The sequence below is a fragment of the Paenibacillus sp. FSL K6-2859 genome, from assembly GCF_038008265.1.
Taxonomy (GTDB): domain Bacteria; phylum Bacillota; class Bacilli; order Paenibacillales; family Paenibacillaceae; genus Paenibacillus_AQ; species Paenibacillus_AQ nitricinens.
Window position 1 is genome coordinate 5,171,923 of record NZ_JBBOYU010000001.1, and the last position, 18,239, is coordinate 5,190,161.

The 18,239-nt window shown below is 48.1% G+C and carries 13 protein-coding genes and 1 tRNA gene; all 14 read right to left on the bottom strand.

What is annotated here, in order from left to right; genetic code table 11:
* Nucleotides 1–55 precede the first annotated feature (55 nt).
* The gene (locus MHB64_RS23110; RefSeq protein WP_256989775.1) at nucleotides 56–1,069 is read right to left on the bottom strand and encodes a LacI family DNA-binding transcriptional regulator; all 1,014 of its coding nucleotides are present in this window, start codon (nucleotides 1,067–1,069) and stop codon (nucleotides 56–58) included.
* Nucleotides 1,070–1,265: 196 nt separating this feature from the next.
* Nucleotides 1,266–2,858 carry a sensor domain-containing diguanylate cyclase gene (locus MHB64_RS23115; protein ID WP_341135459.1) on the bottom strand — a complete coding sequence of 531 codons (1,593 nt, stop codon included), beginning with the start codon at nucleotides 2,856–2,858 and terminating at the stop codon, nucleotides 1,266–1,268.
* A gap of 296 nt (nucleotides 2,859–3,154) precedes the next feature.
* Nucleotides 3,155–3,679, bottom strand: coding sequence for a hypothetical protein (locus tag MHB64_RS23120; RefSeq protein ID WP_341135460.1), 525 nt, complete (start codon nucleotides 3,677–3,679; stop codon nucleotides 3,155–3,157).
* Between the two features lie 131 nt (nucleotides 3,680–3,810).
* Nucleotides 3,811–5,082, bottom strand: a complete 1,272-nt coding sequence (locus MHB64_RS23125) for an extracellular solute-binding protein (RefSeq protein WP_341135461.1) — start codon at nucleotides 5,080–5,082, stop codon at nucleotides 3,811–3,813.
* A 73-nt stretch (nucleotides 5,083–5,155) separates the two neighbouring features.
* Nucleotides 5,156–6,757, bottom strand: coding sequence for a response regulator (locus tag MHB64_RS23130; protein WP_341135462.1), 1,602 nt, complete (start codon nucleotides 6,755–6,757; stop codon nucleotides 5,156–5,158).
* Nucleotide 6,758: 1 nt separating this feature from the next.
* Nucleotides 6,759–8,558 carry a sensor histidine kinase gene (locus tag MHB64_RS23135; RefSeq protein ID WP_179281558.1) on the bottom strand — a complete coding sequence of 600 codons (1,800 nt, stop codon included), beginning with the start codon at nucleotides 8,556–8,558 and terminating at the stop codon, nucleotides 6,759–6,761.
* Between the two features lie 116 nt (nucleotides 8,559–8,674).
* Complete coding sequence (locus MHB64_RS23140; protein WP_094877402.1) at nucleotides 8,675–9,487, bottom strand: carbohydrate ABC transporter permease; 813 nt, start codon at nucleotides 9,485–9,487, stop codon at nucleotides 8,675–8,677.
* A 13-nt stretch (nucleotides 9,488–9,500) separates the two neighbouring features.
* Entirely contained in the window at nucleotides 9,501–10,424 is a 924-nt protein-coding gene (locus MHB64_RS23145) for a carbohydrate ABC transporter permease (RefSeq protein WP_094869513.1), read from the bottom strand.
* 91 nt (nucleotides 10,425–10,515) lie between these two features.
* On the bottom strand, nucleotides 10,516–11,829 hold the full coding sequence (locus tag MHB64_RS23150; protein WP_094869514.1) for an ABC transporter substrate-binding protein: 1,314 nt from the start codon (nucleotides 11,827–11,829) through the stop codon (nucleotides 10,516–10,518).
* A gap of 265 nt (nucleotides 11,830–12,094) precedes the next feature.
* Nucleotides 12,095–13,405: a family 16 glycoside hydrolase gene (locus MHB64_RS23155; protein WP_341135463.1), complete on the bottom strand. Its 1,311-nt coding sequence runs from the start codon at nucleotides 13,403–13,405 to the stop codon at nucleotides 12,095–12,097.
* A 471-nt stretch (nucleotides 13,406–13,876) separates the two neighbouring features.
* A complete protein-coding gene (locus MHB64_RS23160; RefSeq protein WP_341135464.1) occupies nucleotides 13,877–15,646 on the bottom strand; it encodes a glycoside hydrolase family 2 protein in 1,770 nt (589 codons plus the stop codon).
* 177 nt (nucleotides 15,647–15,823) lie between these two features.
* Nucleotides 15,824–16,744, bottom strand: a complete 921-nt coding sequence (locus tag MHB64_RS23165) for a helix-turn-helix domain-containing protein (RefSeq protein ID WP_094877405.1) — start codon at nucleotides 16,742–16,744, stop codon at nucleotides 15,824–15,826.
* A gap of 771 nt (nucleotides 16,745–17,515) precedes the next feature.
* Nucleotides 17,516–17,601 (bottom strand) — tRNA-Leu (locus MHB64_RS23170).
* A gap of 159 nt (nucleotides 17,602–17,760) precedes the next feature.
* The gene (locus MHB64_RS23175) at nucleotides 17,761–18,231 is read right to left on the bottom strand and encodes a hypothetical protein (protein ID WP_094869517.1); all 471 of its coding nucleotides are present in this window, start codon (nucleotides 18,229–18,231) and stop codon (nucleotides 17,761–17,763) included.
* Between the last annotated feature and the right edge of the window lie 8 nt (nucleotides 18,232–18,239).

Below are 18,239 nucleotides of genomic sequence, written 5' to 3' on the forward strand. Positions count from 1 at the left end.
AAATTGTAGTCATTTAAAGAACGGCTAGTTCAGATCGAGCGTAGAGTGCCTGCCTCTACCCCCTATTTGCCACTTTTGCGCATGATTCCCGCTCAATTAGTTCTGTCTTCAGGCTGATTTGGACTTCCGCTATATTCTTGTTCATAATCAGCTCGGTCAGCACTTTTACAATGATAGAGCTAATATCGTATCTAAACCGTCGGACAGTAGTTAATGGCGGAACCATAAACTCCGATAGCTTTAAATCATCAAAACCAACTAACGAGACATCCTTTGGAATACGGATGTTCATCTCAGCCAATCCTTTCATCGCACCAAAAGCAATGATGTCGTTAAACGTAAATATTGCGGTTATGGACGGATCCTCACTCATCAATTGCTTCACCGCCTCATATCCATGTGCAGGATCAAATGCACCCATTAGGACATTAGTGTCGGACCATGGCATTTTAAAATCGCGAAATGCATCTTTGCATCCGTCCAGCCGGTTTAAATTCACCAGATGTTGCTTAGGCCCGGCAATGATTCCAATTTTTTGATGCCCCAATTCATGCAGATATCGAATCACATTATAAGCGCCTTTACGGTTATCATAGTCAATATAGTTATGACCGATCTTATAGGTTCTTCCATTCGTAAGCAAATACGGAATGCCGAGTTTCTCAAACTCTTCAAACACCTTGTCATTAACAAATGGATCAAAAATGATGGCTGCATCCACTTTTTCCTCACTTAACAGCTTATACGCTGGCGAGGACTGCAAGTCCGTATTATGCTTCACAATATGAATCTGATGACCATAATCCTCAAATTCTTCCTTTAAATGATTTAAGTCGGCAGAGGTAGACGGATCATTGTCGAAGAAGTCATTATTCCCTGGAACGATGACGACTATATTATAAGATATGTTTGCCAGTTTGGAGGGAGCGACACCTGGTTTTAGGTGTTCATTAACAATTTCCAGTACTTTCCTGCGTGTCTCTTCGCTGAAATTCCCCTGATTGTTCATGATCCTGGACACCGTGCTAATTGACACGTTTGCCTTTTTCGCAATTTCTTTTAGTTTAATTTGCTCTCCCTCCTATCTTCAGGAAATTTTTTGCGCATTAGAGAAATTATAGCTTTTATTATTGTATCTCGTCAATTTCTCCTCAATCTATACTTGAGAGTAATATTTTTTTACAGGACTTCAACTTCTACATGCTCCATATAAAACAAAAAAACTTGATTTCTCAAGGTTTTCACTGTGCTGCCAAGCAATTATTTCAAACATCAGCGACCATCGTCTGGTTTCTTCCCCTGCTCTTTGCCAGGTATAACGCCTGATCGGCCTTCTCCAGCAGCCCCTCCCGCTCCAATGCATGAAAAGGATAATGGGCGATTCCCTGGGAGATCGTAACCTGTGTCGGGATTGGACCCCCGCTTTGTTCCAGTGCCCGCCGGACTCTTTCAGCTACGTTGAAAGCTTCCTCAGGTCTAGTGTGGGCCAGTAAGATGACGAACTCTTCGCCGCCGTAGCGGTAGCAAACATCGTCTGGGCGAAACGAGGCAACGATAACTTTGGCTACATGTTTCAGCACTTCGTCGCCAATGAGATGGCCGTAGGTATCGTTCACCAGTTTAAATTTGTCTACATCCAGCACAATGAGCGAAAACGGTTGACCTGCGGCAATCCACTGGTTCATCGTATACTCTAACGATCTACGGTTCAATAAACCGGTCAGAGCATCGGTCACTGCTTCTTGGGTCAGTTGATCCGTCTGCTTCTGAATATCCGTCACGGCAAGCAACACAGCCTTGGTCAGCAGATCTGCCTCTCGGCTCCATTGCGGCTTTGCTTCTGGTAATACAATTTTTTCCTTGCCCATCCTGCTAACCAGGTTTGCCAGGTAGACAAAAGGCCGGGCCAACTTGCGCGCTACGAGAATGACGCCCATCAGGAGTATAATGAAGGGAAATAACGAATACCCGAGAATTGTCCGAAGGTGGCCCATCAGTTGATGATGGATGACACTAATCGGCGAAACGACTACTATCCCCCATCCGTTGGCCGGAACGCTGGAGTACCCGGCAAGCATTTCAATGCTGCGGGTGTTGCGCGCTTGCTGTTCTCCGCTTTCCCCTTTCATAAGTTTCTGCACAACCTTATTACTGCTGACATCCTTCCCAATAAGCTGTTTATCAGGGTGGTACAACAGATGCCCGCTTGCATCCACAATATAATAATAAGAACCAGAATCGTCCACGTTGTTGTCGCCAAAAATCATAGACAAAATATTGTTCTCCTGCAAATAAAATGTGCCGCTCAAAATACCGCGATATGCACCCTTGTTGCTGAAGATAGGCTGACTCATAAAAACGATTAGTCTCTTGGTGGTTTGGGTCATATAGGGGGAGGATATGTAAGGTTTTTTGAACGCCAGAGCTTCCAAACCGACTTTAGAAGTAATATGGTCGCCTGTTGTCCCCAAACTAGTCGGTACTACGTTGCGGACCAGCCCGTCGGCATCGACCACGGCGATAGAATTGAAGTAATTGCTACTATTGCGCATCAGTTCCAAATTATCATCTACTTGCTTCGGCGTTGAGCCACCGTCTTCGGAAAGTGTGGCAGCGCTGTATTCCAAACTGCTGCGCATGGACTGAAATAAGGAATCCATTGTCTTGGTCATTCGGTCAGCATTGTAGTAATTCAAATGGAGCGTAGTCTCCATCAATGATTGTTTCTTGGACTCGTAAGAACCGATCAGAAGAATGTTTGAGGTTAGTAGAACCACCAGCGTAACCAAGCCCGTAAGCAGCGATGTGAGACTGAGCTTTTTACTTTGACGCGGCTCGGCTCTTCTCAGTGTAAGCAAACTATAACCCTCCTTGAATCTTGAAAACTAGCTCAATCAATAATACAACAAATTAAGATGTTATTCGACAGTGATCTCCAATCTCTCACACCACTGTACGTCCCATTCGATATACGATGATTCATGAAATATTACATATTAAAAAACTCTTCTCCAGAACTTGAGAATTGCCAAGCACTGAAAAAGAGTATTTTCATACGTGATTATTGAAGATCTTAAAAAGTTTGGCTCAATATAAATATGAGTAAATTCACTTCGAGAAATAGTTTTTTCCATATTGGAATCCTTCATTGCGCTTAATGTAAAAGAGACTTTAAGTTGTGCAATAATTCATCAGGTAGTGGCTCTTTCATTAGTTTGTTAAGTATTTCATTCCTTGCTCCGTTGTTTTTCAAAAATGAGAATAGCAGGTTTGCGTTATCCGTACGATTCATTAGAGCATAGGCAACAAACCATACTTCAGGAGCAGACACTTGAACACTATTCCAACTCGAAGTCGGAACTGTTGGCATTTTACAAAGCCCTTTAGTAGAATGAATCGAGAAGTTTCCTAATATTTCAACCGGAGGGTTTCTTTTGTGAATTAATAGTTTATACTCACTTCCGAAAGGATAATCCCCACTCTTTAGTTCCTCAACTTTGAAGTTTCGTAGAGCATCTATGACAGTTTCTTTAGGTGCGTCAGTCATAATATCCCAGTCATGAACGGAATTGATTAGACCCAAACTTAGTAATAAACCACTCCCACCCAAGGAATAGTTAATGCCGAATTGCTCTAATTTTTCTGTTACGATAACCAAATTGTTAATATCTGAATTCATTATTCGAGAACCTTCCTTTAGTTATTTTTTCATTTAATTCAATATACCATATACTGAAAAAACAGATAAAAGAATGGAAACCTAAAGATACTGAATCGAGACTAAGAAGGCACGGCGCCATTCACCAACTATTAATTCGCCAAAATTAGATTCAGACTCTTCTCCAGCACTTTCAGTCCTGCTTCCGGCTCGATCCGGTTCCGGACAATATTCTGAAGCTCCTCAGACATTGCCGTGAACAGCGTCGCGTATTTATCGGTTTTGGGGGCAAACTTCACCTGATCCCTAGATTGAATAAACCGATCCCGATAAGGCAGCTCCCGGTAAGCCCGGCTCTCTGCGATATCAAGATTCGCCGGGACATGACCTGCTTCCCCCCAGATTTTACCGCCAACCTCCGAGAAGTACTTCACGAAGTCCATGGCGCCTTCCTGCTCTTCTTCGCTGACGTAAGCCGGAATAACCAGCGTATGTGAGCTTCCCCAGTGGGCTGAGCTGCCGAAGATCGGCGGGATAGGTATAATTCCTATGTCAAGCGCATTATTGCTCAGATGATGCCCGGCTTCCCATACCCCGCCAAACCACAAACCAGCCTGGCCGTTATAAAAGGAATCCCATGGCGTATTGTCATTCAGATCGCTTAATCCCTCTTCGAACAGCTGTTGGTAGAAGGTCAGGACTCGCACCGACTTCTCATTATAAATCACCGCTTGTTTCATGTCGGGACTGAACAGCTCCCCGCCTGACTCATAATACAGATCCAGGAAAGATTCCTGAAAATAAGGGGTATTGACCGCCATAGGCTGTACTCCCGGAACCCGCGCAGCAATCTGCCGCAGCAAGCGGATGAACCCTTCGGGGGTGTTCATTTCGAGCTTCGGCGTTCCTTCGGGAGTTAGCAATCCGGCCTTGGCCAGTATATCCTTGTTGTAATAGAGCATATGAAAATGGGTATCCAGCGGTACCGCATAATATTGTCCGCCGTAACTGACGCTCTGAAGGTTCTGTTCACCGATTTTATTGAATTGGAGCCTGCCCTGTTCCGCCAGAGCATTCAGTGGTACGATTTGCTTGGCTTTAATAAACGGCGACAACCGGTCCGCATGGACTACGGCTACATCCGGCCCTTTGCCGAAGGACAGAGCAGTGCTGAGCCTGGCATAATATTCGTTAGATTCCAGTCTGAGCTGCTTCACAAATACTTCTTCCTGGGAAGAATTATAATCCTTGATGATTTTCTCTACGAATTCACCTTCTCCGCCTCCAAAAGGATTCCAGAAGGACACTTCAACAGGTACCGGACTTTCCCGCAGGCTTTGATTCCCGGGAGAGAGATCCGCACAGCCCGGCAGCAGGATCAGACACAGTAGCAGAACCGGTACCATCCGACCCATATTTTTCATCCCACTTCACCCCCTTTAGTTCAAATCCAGTTCGGCTAATATACGTAAGCGTTTACAGAAGCTTCCACGAAGTTCATTTGCTGATCTTCCGAACCAGCCCACGATATTCCGACGGGGACACGCCAGTGATTTTTTTGAACACTTTGGAGAAATATTTTGGGTCCTGAATCCCGACTAAGGTTCCAACATCCCCTGCCTTCAGTTCTCCAGTAAGCAAGTTCTTGGCTTTCTCAATCCGAATCCGGGTCAGGTACTCCAGAAAGCTCTCCCCTACCTCCTTCCTGAACAGATTGGCGAAATAGTTCTTGCTCAGATGTACAAGCCGGCTGATCGACTGCAGCGTGATTTCCTGATAGTAATACTGCTGGATATACTGGGTTGCCTTAATAATGCTGTTCCGGTCGCTATGATACATATCTTTCATATGCTGTACCAGCGCTTCGAACGCCTGCATGAACCATAACCGGCTCTGTTCAAGCGTTTCCAGCATCGCCAGCTCGTCAAAATACTGCTTCTTGAGCTCCAGAACCTGCTCAGCATCCCTGGATACATCGGGCCATAGGGTCGTTAATATCATCAGCAACTCAAGTGAAATAATCTGCACAAGATCTGCATCCCTGCGCACGGCAAGCTGTCCGAACAGCTGCTCCAGATATTCCGTCAGCTCTCTGGACTGGAAAGCGTACACCATGGATTGAATCTGGTGGCTGCTGATCTGGAGCGCATGAGGCGGCGCCACCTGCGCCAGCAGCTCATCGCTCCCGTGAATCAGGACACGCCCGTTTCCCATAAACAGCTTTTGCTTGGCTGCATCCACGGCCTGAGCATAGGCATTCTTCACCTCTGTCCACTGCCTGGTTACACCACTAATGCCTATAGTCGCCGTCCAGCCGCATCGTCTGGATAAGCATTGAATAAGCTCTTCACTGCGGCTGCGCAAGAGGTCTATCCGATCAGCAACTGCAGGCTTTGCCGTGAGGTCTGTGGTAACTATAATATTGAGTTCACCCTGCCTGTCAGGGAAAATTTCGTAGCCGAGGGTATTTTCATTCCAAATCTGCTCCAGCATACTGCGGATCACGGTCTGTCCTTGCCCATACCTTGGCTCAACGCCGCTGCTCAGGCTGATATGTAGCAAATACAGCGGCCGTGAATCAGTGAGTCCCGCCTGCGTGAGTTTATGTCTGTCTATCTGACCCTGAACCGGCCCCCGATCAATCAGATCCATCAGGAAACTTTCCTTATGTACCGGCTCCGGGTGAACACCCTGAGAATGGACTGCCGTGTTCTTCTGCACTGCCTCCAGACTTTCCTTCAGCTTAAGCAATACTAACTCAAAGTCACGGGGCATCATATCCGATTTGATCATATATTCGGATACACTGTGTTTAATTGCTTCCTTCGCATACTGGAAATCTTCGAGGTTGCTGAGGATGATGATCTTAATATCCGCTGAGAGCCTCCGCACCTCGGCTATCAGCTCAATGCCGTCCATCACCGGCATTTTAATATCGGTAATCAGGATATCAGGCAGTCCGGTTGCCATCAACGCCAGCGCTTCCTGGCCATTCGACGCTTCACCGGTGACCTCCATCCCGATGGTCTCCCAATTAATCATCGACCGGATACCATATCTCACGATAAATTCATCTTCTACGATAATGACCCGGTGCATCTCAGCGATTCCCCCTTATGTCATTTGTCATCAAAGGCAGCTTGATCCGTATTGACGTTCCTGTGCCGGGCTCACTTTGGATCTCGATACCGTACATTTTTCCGCAAATGAGCTTAATTCGTTCATCCACATTCGCCAATCCTATGCCTCCCGATTTATCCTCATCCGGCGCTTGCTCGGTCAGCAGACTGCGGGCAAATGCGGGGTCCATCCCCTTACCGTTATCTGCCACCTCGAACCATACAAGGTTTCCCGGCGCTTTGCGGCAGGATATGCGGATGCTGCCGCCGGACCCCATATCCCCAAAAGCATGGATAATCGCGTTCTCGACAATCGGCTGCAAGATCAGCTTGGGCGTCCGCAGGTGGCGGACTTCATCGTCCATTTCAACGAATGTCTCAATATTGAAATTGAAGCGGAATCTCTGAATGCCCAGATAACACTGCACATGCTCAATTTCCTCTTCCAGCGTAACGGTTTCTTCACCCTTGCCCAGACTGATCCGCAGCAGCCGTGACAATAAGCTGACCATCTCTGCCGCGTTGTTGGCTTTCTGAATCAGGGCCGTCCATTTAATAATATCCAGCGTGTTGTAGAGAAAATGCGGGTTAATCTGCGCCTGCAGTGCCTTGAGCTCGGCCATCCGTTTCTGGTCCTGCTCTAGATATACCGCTTTCAATAGTTCATCTATCCGCGCAACCATATAGTTGAAATTATCACCAAGGATATCGAATTCGTCATGCCGGCTTTTGGCTTTGTAGCGGACGCTGAGTTCGCCGGACATCACCTGCCGCATCAAACGGATCATCTTCAGAATCGGATTGGTGATGGAATTCGCCAGCACAAGCGCGGCAATAACCGAGAAAAATATACAAAGCAGCCCGACGAAGATAAAGATCTGCAGCAGACGGTTCGAATCCTGGTACAGCGCAGCCTTAGAAATGACATTCACAACCACCCAATCATTGGTGTGAAGCTTCTTGGCATTCACGATCAGGCTGTCGCCGTTGTAAGTGAGCGGGAATCTCGTTTCCTCCGGTCCAGAATGAATGAGCCTCTCGTAACCCGCCTGACCCAGCACCTCAGTCACACTTTTGCCGATCAGCCGGCTGTCCGGATACGAGACCAGCATACCGCGCCCGTCCATTACAAAGCTTTGCAGATCCCGGTTGTTGCTCACCGCCTTCGAGATCAGCTCCTTTATGACATCTTCACGGATATCTAGGACAGCAACAATTCCCAGTGGGCTGTCATCGGATATTTTATACAATTGCTTGGCTACCGAGAAGACGTGTGTACTCTGGGAATTCAAACTGTCCACATAGGTCCCGTAACGGGTCGGATACCAGCGGAAATTACTGCCGCCCTCAAGGGTCTGCAGGAACGGCTCCACCTCGGCAGGGATCCGCTTGTTCCAGCGGTAGATTCCCTTGATATAATGTTTCCCGGATACAAAAGAAATGGACTGCACATCCTGATTAATCGCTACAATCGTGGACAGCTTTGTCGTCAGCGACAGACTATCCACATCATAGCTGGCCGCGTCTGTCCGATCAAGAGTCCGCAGCATACCCACAATCTCGTTGTTGTTCAGCACCTGCATCATCATGTCCTTGTAGACACCCAGCCGCGTATCCAGATTGTCGGCGGTTTGATACAGCAGATGCTCGGAATACTCCGTTACTTTGTGATTAATCGTTGATTTGGAGATCGAAAATGAAATAATCCCCATGACCACCAGCGGTGTCAAGGAGAAGAGAACGAGAAGCAGCATCCACTTATAGCGCATGCTGCTCTTCATTATTTTGATCCAGGATATCAAGCGGAAGCGCAAGGGCCTGGCAGTACTCTCTGGAGATTTAAGCATGCCCTATATCCTTTCTCGTTGTAGAGTCTTGAGACTGGAAATCTTAAAGATTAACCCTTGACGCCGGACATCGCCACGCCCTGGACAATATGCCGCTGCAGCAGAATAAAGACAATGATTGTCGGAACCGCCGCGATTGTACTTGCCGTCATAATCAGATTGAGCGACATGTTATTATTCGACAAAAAGGTGGGCAGCCCTGCCGAAAGAATCATATTTTCCTCAGAAGTAATGGCCAGATAAGGCCATAGGAAATTATTCCAGGAGAGGATAAAGAAGAAGATTCCCACAGAAACCATGGCTGAGCGTGTAAGCGGCAGACAGATGCTCCACCATAACCGGAAGCTGCGGCTACCGTCGATTTGCGCGGCTTCAATGTAATCCTTGGGTACCCCGTCCATGAATTGCTTCAGCAGCAGAATGCCGATAGGGTTGGTCAGTCCAGGCAGGACAATCGCCCAGATGTTATCAATCAGCTGCAGATGCAGCGCAGTTTCATAAAGCGGAATGAGTATTGCTTCCGTCGGAATCAGCAGACCTGAAACGATCAGCACATAGAATATTCCCCGTGTCCGGAATGGCAGCTTGGAGAACGAGAATGCAGCCAGCGAGCTAAGCAGAAGGGAGATTACGGTCGTGAGGACACCAATGACCAGACTGTTCCATGTCCAGTGCAGAATTTGCGAGTCCCGGATGACTTTGACATAGTTATCGGTATTCAGATCTGACCATTTCACCCAATCAGCCAGCGTATATACGTTCACACCATCAGGCTTCAGGGAGGTGAGGAACATCCAGATTAGCGGGAAAATAAACAGCAGCGCAAGCAGAACAGCAGCGATATTTAAAGCGAGCTTTTTCATGAATGTCTCCCTCCTATCCGTCTTTCCGGTCTGTGATTTTAAATTGAACCACGGCGATCAACAGCATGATGAAGCAGAAGATCATCGACTGCGCTGCGGCCAGGCCGAACATGTCTTTCTTGAACCCTGTAACGTAAATATACCGGATCATGGTATTGGTGGAATCCCCCGGCCCGCCTCCGGTCATAATTTGCACCTGTCCGAACAGCTTAAGGCAGTTGATAATCTGATAAAAGATCTGGATCTTCATTACGCTCGACAGCCCCGGCAGTGTAATGCTCCAGAATCGCTGCCAGGCATTGGCGCCGTCAATCTTCGCCGCTTCGTAATGATCGGTGGGGATTTCCTGCAGTCCGGCAAGGAACAGCACCATCACAAATCCCACGCTCCACCAGTCTGTCGCAATCGTAATCGCCCACCACACAAATCTGTGATCGGTGAGCCAGTTGATATCTGCATGGATGCCCAGTACATCCAGAGCTGCGTTCACTGGACCGTTCTTCGCGTCGAACAGTTTCAGCCAGATGAAGCTGACCACGGAGACCGACAGGACATACGGCAGGAAGAACACGGAGCGTATCAGGGTCCGCAGCCAAATTCTCTGATTGATAATCAGTGCCAGTATGAGTCCCAGTACGAGTACGGTAGGTGCGCATAGCAATACAAAGTAGAAAGAGTTCCACAAATACGAATAGAAATCCGAATTCCCCAGAATTTTCTTATAGTTAGCCAAACCGGCGTACTTCTGCATCCCTTGAATGCCCCAAACATGCAGGCTCATCCAGGCTCCGCGGATTACCGGCCACAGATAGAACACCGCAAATGGTACCAGGAACGGAATCAGGTACAAAATGGCTTTCAGTTCCTTCAGTAGGTGTATAGGCTCTGCCCTGCGAAGAGGCGCAGCAGCCTTATTCTCTCTTAAAGTCCGCTCCATCGGTCATACTCTCCTTCAATCAAAATGGCGCTTATGCCTGGAGGCAGCCCCCGCCTTACGGGCAGGGACCTCCCCTTTCCGGCAGAATGAGTTAGTTCTCCAGCACTTCGTTAATCTGTTTCTCCAGTTTTGCCAACCCGTCTTCGGGAGTCTCGCTGCCGAAAATAATGTTCTGCAGTTCTTCGGAAATAGTAGTAATGATTGTTGTGTATTTATCTGTCGGCGGAGCAAATTTCACGGTCTTCTGCGCTTCGATGAATTCACTGCGGTAAGGCAGGCTCTTATAAGCATCGCCGGTGGTTACTTTACTATTCGCAGGCACATGTCCTGCCTGTCCCCAGATCTCTCCACCAACTTCAGAGAAATACTTCATGAACTTGGCTGCGGCCTCCTGCTTCTCAGCAGTTACATAAGACGGGATTACAAGCGTATGGGAGCTGGCCCAATGCGTCTGGCTGCCGAAGATCGGAGGAAGCGGCATAGCGCCGATATGCAGTGACTCATCTCCTAGTAACAGTCCCGCTTCCCATACCCCTCCGAACCAGAAGGCAGCTTTGCCGTTATGGAAGGTATCCCAAGGCGTTTTATCATTAAGATCGGAGTATTTGTTGTTATAGATGTCCAGGTAGAATTTGAGGACATCCAGTGCCTGCGGATTGTTGATGCTTGCTTTGGTCATATCCGAATTTAGGATATCCCCGCCGGCTTCATAGTACATATTCAGGAACGGCTCTTGAAAATAAGGAGTGTTAATCGCCATCGCCTGAACATCCGGCACTTTGGCCTGAATATCCGCCAGCGTCTGCTCGAAGCCCGCCGGTGTCATTTCGCCCAGCTTAGGGGTGCCGTCTTCGTTCAGCAGATCCGCCTTCTGCAGAATATCCTTGTTGTAGTAGAACATATGGAAGTGAGTATCCAGCGGGACAGCGTAAGGTTTACCATCGTAGGTCACACTCTTAATATTGGATTCAGAGATCTCCTTCAGGTCAAAGCCGACCTTGGAAGCCAGCTCATCTACAGACACAATCTGCTGTGCCTTCACGAACGGGGAGATCCGATCCACGTGGGCAATGGCAACATCAGGGCCTTTGGAGGAAGACAGCGCCGTACTTAGCTTCGCATAATACTCGTTGGATTCCAGACGGAGCTGCTTGACCGTTACTTCCTGCTGGGAGTCATTGAAGCCCTTGATGATCTGGTCTACGAAATCCCCTTCCCCGCCCCCGAACATGTTCCAGAAAGATATCTCTACCGGACTGCCGCCTGCATTCTCTGTTTTTGCCGGTTCATTTACCGCCTTGGCCTGCTCACCGTTCTCTTTGTTACCGGATGAGCATCCCGGCAGGATCAGGGCCAGCGTCAGCCCGGCCGACAGCAAACTTGTGAACTTCTTATTCATCCTCATTTGAACAACCCTCTCGTCAAAAAAGTTTGTATGCGAGAGCCCCTCTGCGTTTATGTAAGGGCTTTCTTGACTCTTACTCTACAGGGAATACCGCATGTGTTGAACCGACAAACCGCCGCTCATTGGTGAACAAACGAAAGATATTAATAACGAGGGGAACCCCAAAAGGTAGACGATCGTATGGCAGGTGGAGAATCGTACGGTGCAGAGATAGACTTGCGTTATCAAAAAAAAAGAAGCCCTTAAGGGCTCCAAAATTTTCAGATTAGTTCACTGTAATATTGTCGAAGCTGACGCTGTTGTTAAAGCCGCCCCGCACCCCGATGGTACCAGAGGTATATACTGCATCGTTCATGTTGATCTTAGGCGTGGTCATATCTCCGACGTATAACTTAATGTTCCCGCTGTTCACAACCACCTTCATATGATACCAGGTGTTTACTGCAATAGGTGTTGCTACCGTCTGCAGCGGTGTCCAGCCGTTGTTGAAGCGTCCCAGCCAGACCTGGCCTGCGGAATCAATACCTGCGGCGTAGCCTTTCTGCAAATCGGCTCCAGTGCCCGGATTGGTCAGATTGAAGATCAGACTGCCCTGGCCCGCATTATTCAGCCTGATGTCGCCCTCCAACGTGTAGTTCATTTTGGAAGGGTATGGGGTAAGGACCGATTTATCCGCATTGACCGAGCTCAGGTTGTAGGTTCCGCCGCTCACAGCCCACGTTCCCCCATAACGAACCCATCCGCTGTCATTCGCAGAAAAATCATTGCTGTACGCACCGCTGAGTGTACCGAAACGGACCTGGACATTATGCCCGCCGACACTCCGCTCCACAGAATCAACCATCGCAATTTCATTTGCACCCGTCTGGTACATTGCAGTCCACCACGAATTCCCGAATGCCGGTACATCGTTATCCACCCATGTATTGCCGTAATCGTTGCTTAAAGACAGCACATTGGAGTTGGAGCTGAGCAGCAGACGGCCATCAGTTAAGGAGAGGAGATAAGGCCCGCCCTGCTGATTGGTCGATACCTGGGTGCCGATGCCGCTGGACCAGGTCTTGCCGTCCGTACTTTTCTTAGTGAAAATTTTGCAGTTCTGCGTTCCGCAGACTTCAAAAGCGACAATATACTGTCCGTTTGTCATCTTGCTCCAAACCGGCATACCTGGACGCGCTCCGGCGTTAGATGGGTCCCAGGCTACATAAATCTCATTCCCCCAGCTGGCTCCGCCATTGGTGGAAATTTTCTCGGAGAGGATCTGGCTGTAGGAAGGATTCTCAGTTACATGCCTCTCACTCGCATACATGACAGCTACCGAGCCGTCATTTAGTAGCTGCATATGCGGCTCATATACACCCTTATCCGGGTTTCCAAGAGAACCTGCGGTGCCGTTATTCTCGTCGATTGTACTCAAGAAGCTCCAATTCGCGCCTCCATTCACACTCTTATACACTCTGAGCTTATACGATTCCTGCCAGCGGACAGAACGCATCGCCAGCAGAAGGTCGCCATTTGCCAACTGTACAAACTGCCCGTTGTCCAGGTCACGCCCGTCCTCCCATAGAGTGGACATCAGCGACCAGGTGCGGCAGTTGTCTGTACTACGGAAGACCTGTAGCCGGGTGCCGCCCCAGGAGACTTTGGTGTAGCCGTTGTTGTCGTAAATGGCGGCCACCGCCAGCCAATCCCCGTTCGCCAGCTTGATCATCCGAGCATATTCAGCCCCAAAGGTTCCGGGTCTGAGCCCGCGGGCATCGGTGCCCGCATCCGTGAAGGTGTTAATATCGGTAATCGTGGATGATGTGCCCCACACTACCGGGCCATTCGCTGCAAAAGCCGGGATGGCTGTAAGGACCAGAAGCAGACACAGGGAAGCAGACAGCGAGGTGAATAATTTTTTCAACAAATAAGCCCCTCCTCTTGATCTTCAATTATGAAACCTGTTGAACGCACTCATATGTAAGTGCTTTCAAACAAGATTCTAATCTGCTTCACCTTGTCATTGAACCGATAATTGACCGTTTTTTAGGCAACAAAGTTATGATTATTCTGCTGCTGACAAATTGATCTTCCGGATCACTTCCAGAGGAATTTTCGGCGTCCGGTCCGCTGTTAGCAGTCCGTTCACTTCCTGCTGGACATCCGTAATCTGCGTGTAGCAGTATCCGCAAATATAAGGCGTGTCCTTGATTGCCTGCGTAATCTTGCTGAACCGCCCGATGAACGCCTCCTCATTACTTACCTGCTCTCCGTAGCCCCAGCCTTCGTCGGAATTAAAAGCAATGCCCCCGAATTCACTGACCATCACCGGCTGGCTGCGGTATTCATAGCCTTTTGCCATCACATATTTCCAGTTGTTGAAAGATAATCCTCCGCCTAGTACGCTGCCGGAGTCAGCATAACGCTCTAGCAAGGCATCTCCGCTCTGCTCATAATCATGCAGGGTGATGATGTCACTGATTGTATGCTCCCAGCCGTCATTCACAATGACCGGACGATTAGGATCAATAGCTTTGGTCAGATGATAAATGGCTTCCGTAAATTTCTGCTGCTGCTTATTCGTGTAGACTTGCGGAATACCCCAGGATTCGTTAAAAGGCACCCAGGTGATAATTGAAGGATGGTTATACTGCTGGCGCACAATCTCTGTCCATTCATTCGTAAAGCTCTCCACTGCCTCATCATTGAACTCGAAAGTCGCCGCCATCTCCGACCAAACCAACAGGCCTTTCACATCACACCAGTAGAGGAACCGGGCATCCTCGATCTTCATATGCTTACGCACGCCGTTATAACCCATAGCCAGAATTGCGTCGATATCGGCAATCAGCGCCTCTTCTGACGGCGGGGTCAAGTGGCTTTCCGGCCAATAGCCCTGATCCAGAATCAGCCGCTGATACATAGGCGTATTGTTAAGCAGCACCTTGCCTTGTTCGATGGAAATTTTGCGGAGGCCGAAGTAGGAATATACCCGGTCAATGACCAGATCATCTTTATATAAAATAAACTCCACTTCGTACAGCGCCGGTGCCGCAGGTGACCATGACTGCAGCTTCCACGGGCCATTCGCTTCATGGGTCAGCTCCACATCCAGCTGCAGCCAGGCCCGGTCTACATGCAGCGAGACCTGCTTAAATGTCTTCTGCTGCGTGCTGATCCGGGTCTCCAGGCGGAGATTATCCTCCGCTGCCTGTGTCTGATATTCAAAACGTACCGAGCGGTTATCAAGATCCGGCGTGATTTTGACAGCCTTGAGATAGGAGGGCGATACATACTCTATCCACGCACTTTGCCAGATTCCCGTTGTCTGCACATAGAAGCACTCGAAGTTCTCATCCACCCAGCGCTGCTTGCCCCGCGGCTGTGTACAGCTCTGGCTGTCTTCCGCTTTGACTATCAGCCGGTTGTACACTCCTGCACCAGTGTTCACATAATCGGTAATATCCAGCGAAAAGGCCGCATAACCGCCTTGATGCCCACCGGCGAAGCAGCCATTAACCCATACCTTAGCGGTATAATCGACTGCCTGGAAATTGAGTATCACTCGCTTACCGTTCAAATCAGCAGGAAGCTTCAGTTCCCGCTCATACCATACATAAGGATGGAAGGCGGTCTCGCCGATTCCGCTGGCCTGCGTCTCATAAGTGAAAGGAACCTGTATCTTCAAATCCCCGTGCAGATGCTCATTCCATTTGTCCCGCTCGCCAATGTTGTCATTATCAAACCGGAAATCCCATTCCCCGTTAAGGCTCTGCCAGTCGTTACGGACGAACTGCGGCCGCGGATAATCCTTGATATAGTGCTGGGTTGCCATTAAACTGCACACGCTCCTTATGAACAATATTTTTGTTTTATTACAATAATTATGTATTAATTATTACAGAATCTTCTGAAATGTCAATCGTAGAATGCATAGAAAAAAGAACCTTTGCCTATGGCATCAGGTTCTTCGCATGTTCATCACTTTGCTGTCAGAATCAATTACTGCTGATTACTGTACGGTATAAAAAATCTTCATCACCAGATCCTGTTCATAATCGCCGAACTTTTTGCCGAACAGATTCATTCCGCCCTTGAATACCGCATTCTCCTTCACACCCACCCGCAGATCCACATGGTTCTGCTTAGTAAGCCTCAGTTGGCTTAGATTGACGGTTGATATCTCTTGGTGGTCAATGGTGCTGCGGGTGTTGTCTACACTCCAGGTCTTGAGCGAGCCGAATTGCGTTCCCGTATCGAGCCACCAGGAAGGATTCAGCTTCCCGCGTCTGCCGCCGAAATCACCGGGCGACGTCCAGGTACCAACCTCCACATTATTGATCCACAGCGTAATATCCGAAGGCCAGTCATTCTCATAATTCGGCGCCTCGGAACAGATTTCCATCGAGAACTGAATCAGGCGGATGGCAGCCCCTTGCGGAATTTCCAGCGGATAGCGGTACTCGAGATAGCCCTTGCGCAGCCAGAGTAGCTGGGCATGAACCTTGTCAGGATGGAAAAAGCCCGCCGGCGAGTCCTCCACAATAATCGGCCCTGTCTCACTAACCATGCCGCAGGTTGGCGCTGCTTCACAAGCTGTGAAGTTACCGATCGGCATCTCAATTTCATAGCAATAATCGCCTTGATCCGCCTGCGCACGACGTTCCGGTACATTTATGACGATCTTGATATCATCATAGATGCGGCTACAGACCTTCATGGCTCCGCGCGAAGCAGGCAGCAGCTCGGTCTCAATCAGCTTGGCTTGTTCCAGCACCTTCACATTCGAAGCGGCGGTGGATACCGGTATCTCCAGCGCTTCAGCCAGCTCCACTACATTCATTCTTCGGATGTTCAACAACTCCAGCATTCTCAATCTAAGCTCCGTAGACAGCGCATGTGTCACTTTCACCAGATCATCAAGATGTTCCATGGATAATTCCAGAATATCGATCACTCCGCTTTGCTATCTATTTGAACTATAACATTGAACTTTTGAACTCTTATTTCCCCTTTTTGGCAATGATGTAACTGCGATGGAACGGGAAGAAAGCAAATTCACTATTTCGATTTAAATTCCTGCACAAAATACAACATTCCCCTCATTAAATCGGCTTTAATCAGAAAATATCTGGTTTGAGCAGTGTAATCATAACACAGCGGTCACAATAACTGTCACCTGCAGCAGCGTACCGCCTAATAATAAACGCCGGCCGAGCCATTGCTTTTCCCTTACCGATTCGACAAACACTGGCGTATTTCCTTTCGCTGCAGGGCAGGTTCGTAACTTGACGATTGTTATAGGTACATGGCTTAATGCCTTCTTGCCCAAGATATTCAAACAGATTGTTTTTCAGATGTTCTACAGTCTCGAATGAGTTGCTGTACCTCTTGAAGAAAAGCCGCACATGTTATTCATAATCCTTGTTTGTTCGCTGGCTTCCTGTTCTTTCTTCCAGAACAAAAATTGCGACAACGCTTCTGTCTATACCACTGCTTTGTTGTTCTTAATTTGTTTAATTCTAACCATAATAAAAACCCCCTTCTAGAACTTGTTATTATACAAGCACTGAAAAGGAGTATTATGACCTTGAGTCCTGTATACTCGAATGTTATTTCCAGACACACAGAACCCTAGCTTATTATAGAAGCTTTCCTTTAAGAAAAACAAAAAAACCTTGATTTCTCAAGGTTTTCACTGTGATGCCGAGGACGGGGGTCGAACCCGTACGGTACTCACGTACCGCAGGATTTTAAGTCCTGTGCGTCTGCCTGTTCCGCCACCCCGGCATATTATGTGTTGTTGCTCCATACGTTGTTTATGTATTAAGCGACAAGAAATATAATATCACGAATTTCGATAACGTGCAATACTTTTTCGAAAAAATATTTATGCCATAAAAATAACCCGTTCCAGCATATGCCGACACGGGTTATTAAGCATGTCGTTTATCTGCGTTCGTCACTTCTGCTTCTCATTCCGACAAGACCCAAGAGTCCAAACAATCCGAGCCAGCCCCAGTTAGATCCTCTGCTGGTAGTTCCAGTATTCGTAGTTGTGCTGGTTGCCCGATATTTACCGTCTGTTGTAGTGTTGGATAGTGGAGTTACCGTATTTCTGTTGTAGTTATCCCGGGTGTAGTTGTCATTGTAGTTAGTGGTGTTAGGTCTATAATTTTCCCCTGTGCGAATCTTATCTCTCATAATGCTCTCATGCTGATTCATCGTTCCCGTAGTACCGTTCATTAGATTGCCTTCCGTATTCATCATCCGAGTGTTATTCATGGTACCATCCATGCCCGTATTCGCGTTCGGGATACCGCCTAATGCGGCTGACCCGATTGGATTAGCGTAACTAGCTCCCATTATACTCAATGACAGTACAGTGCAGCATGCAAGGCTTGTTATTAGCTTATTCACAACGTTAT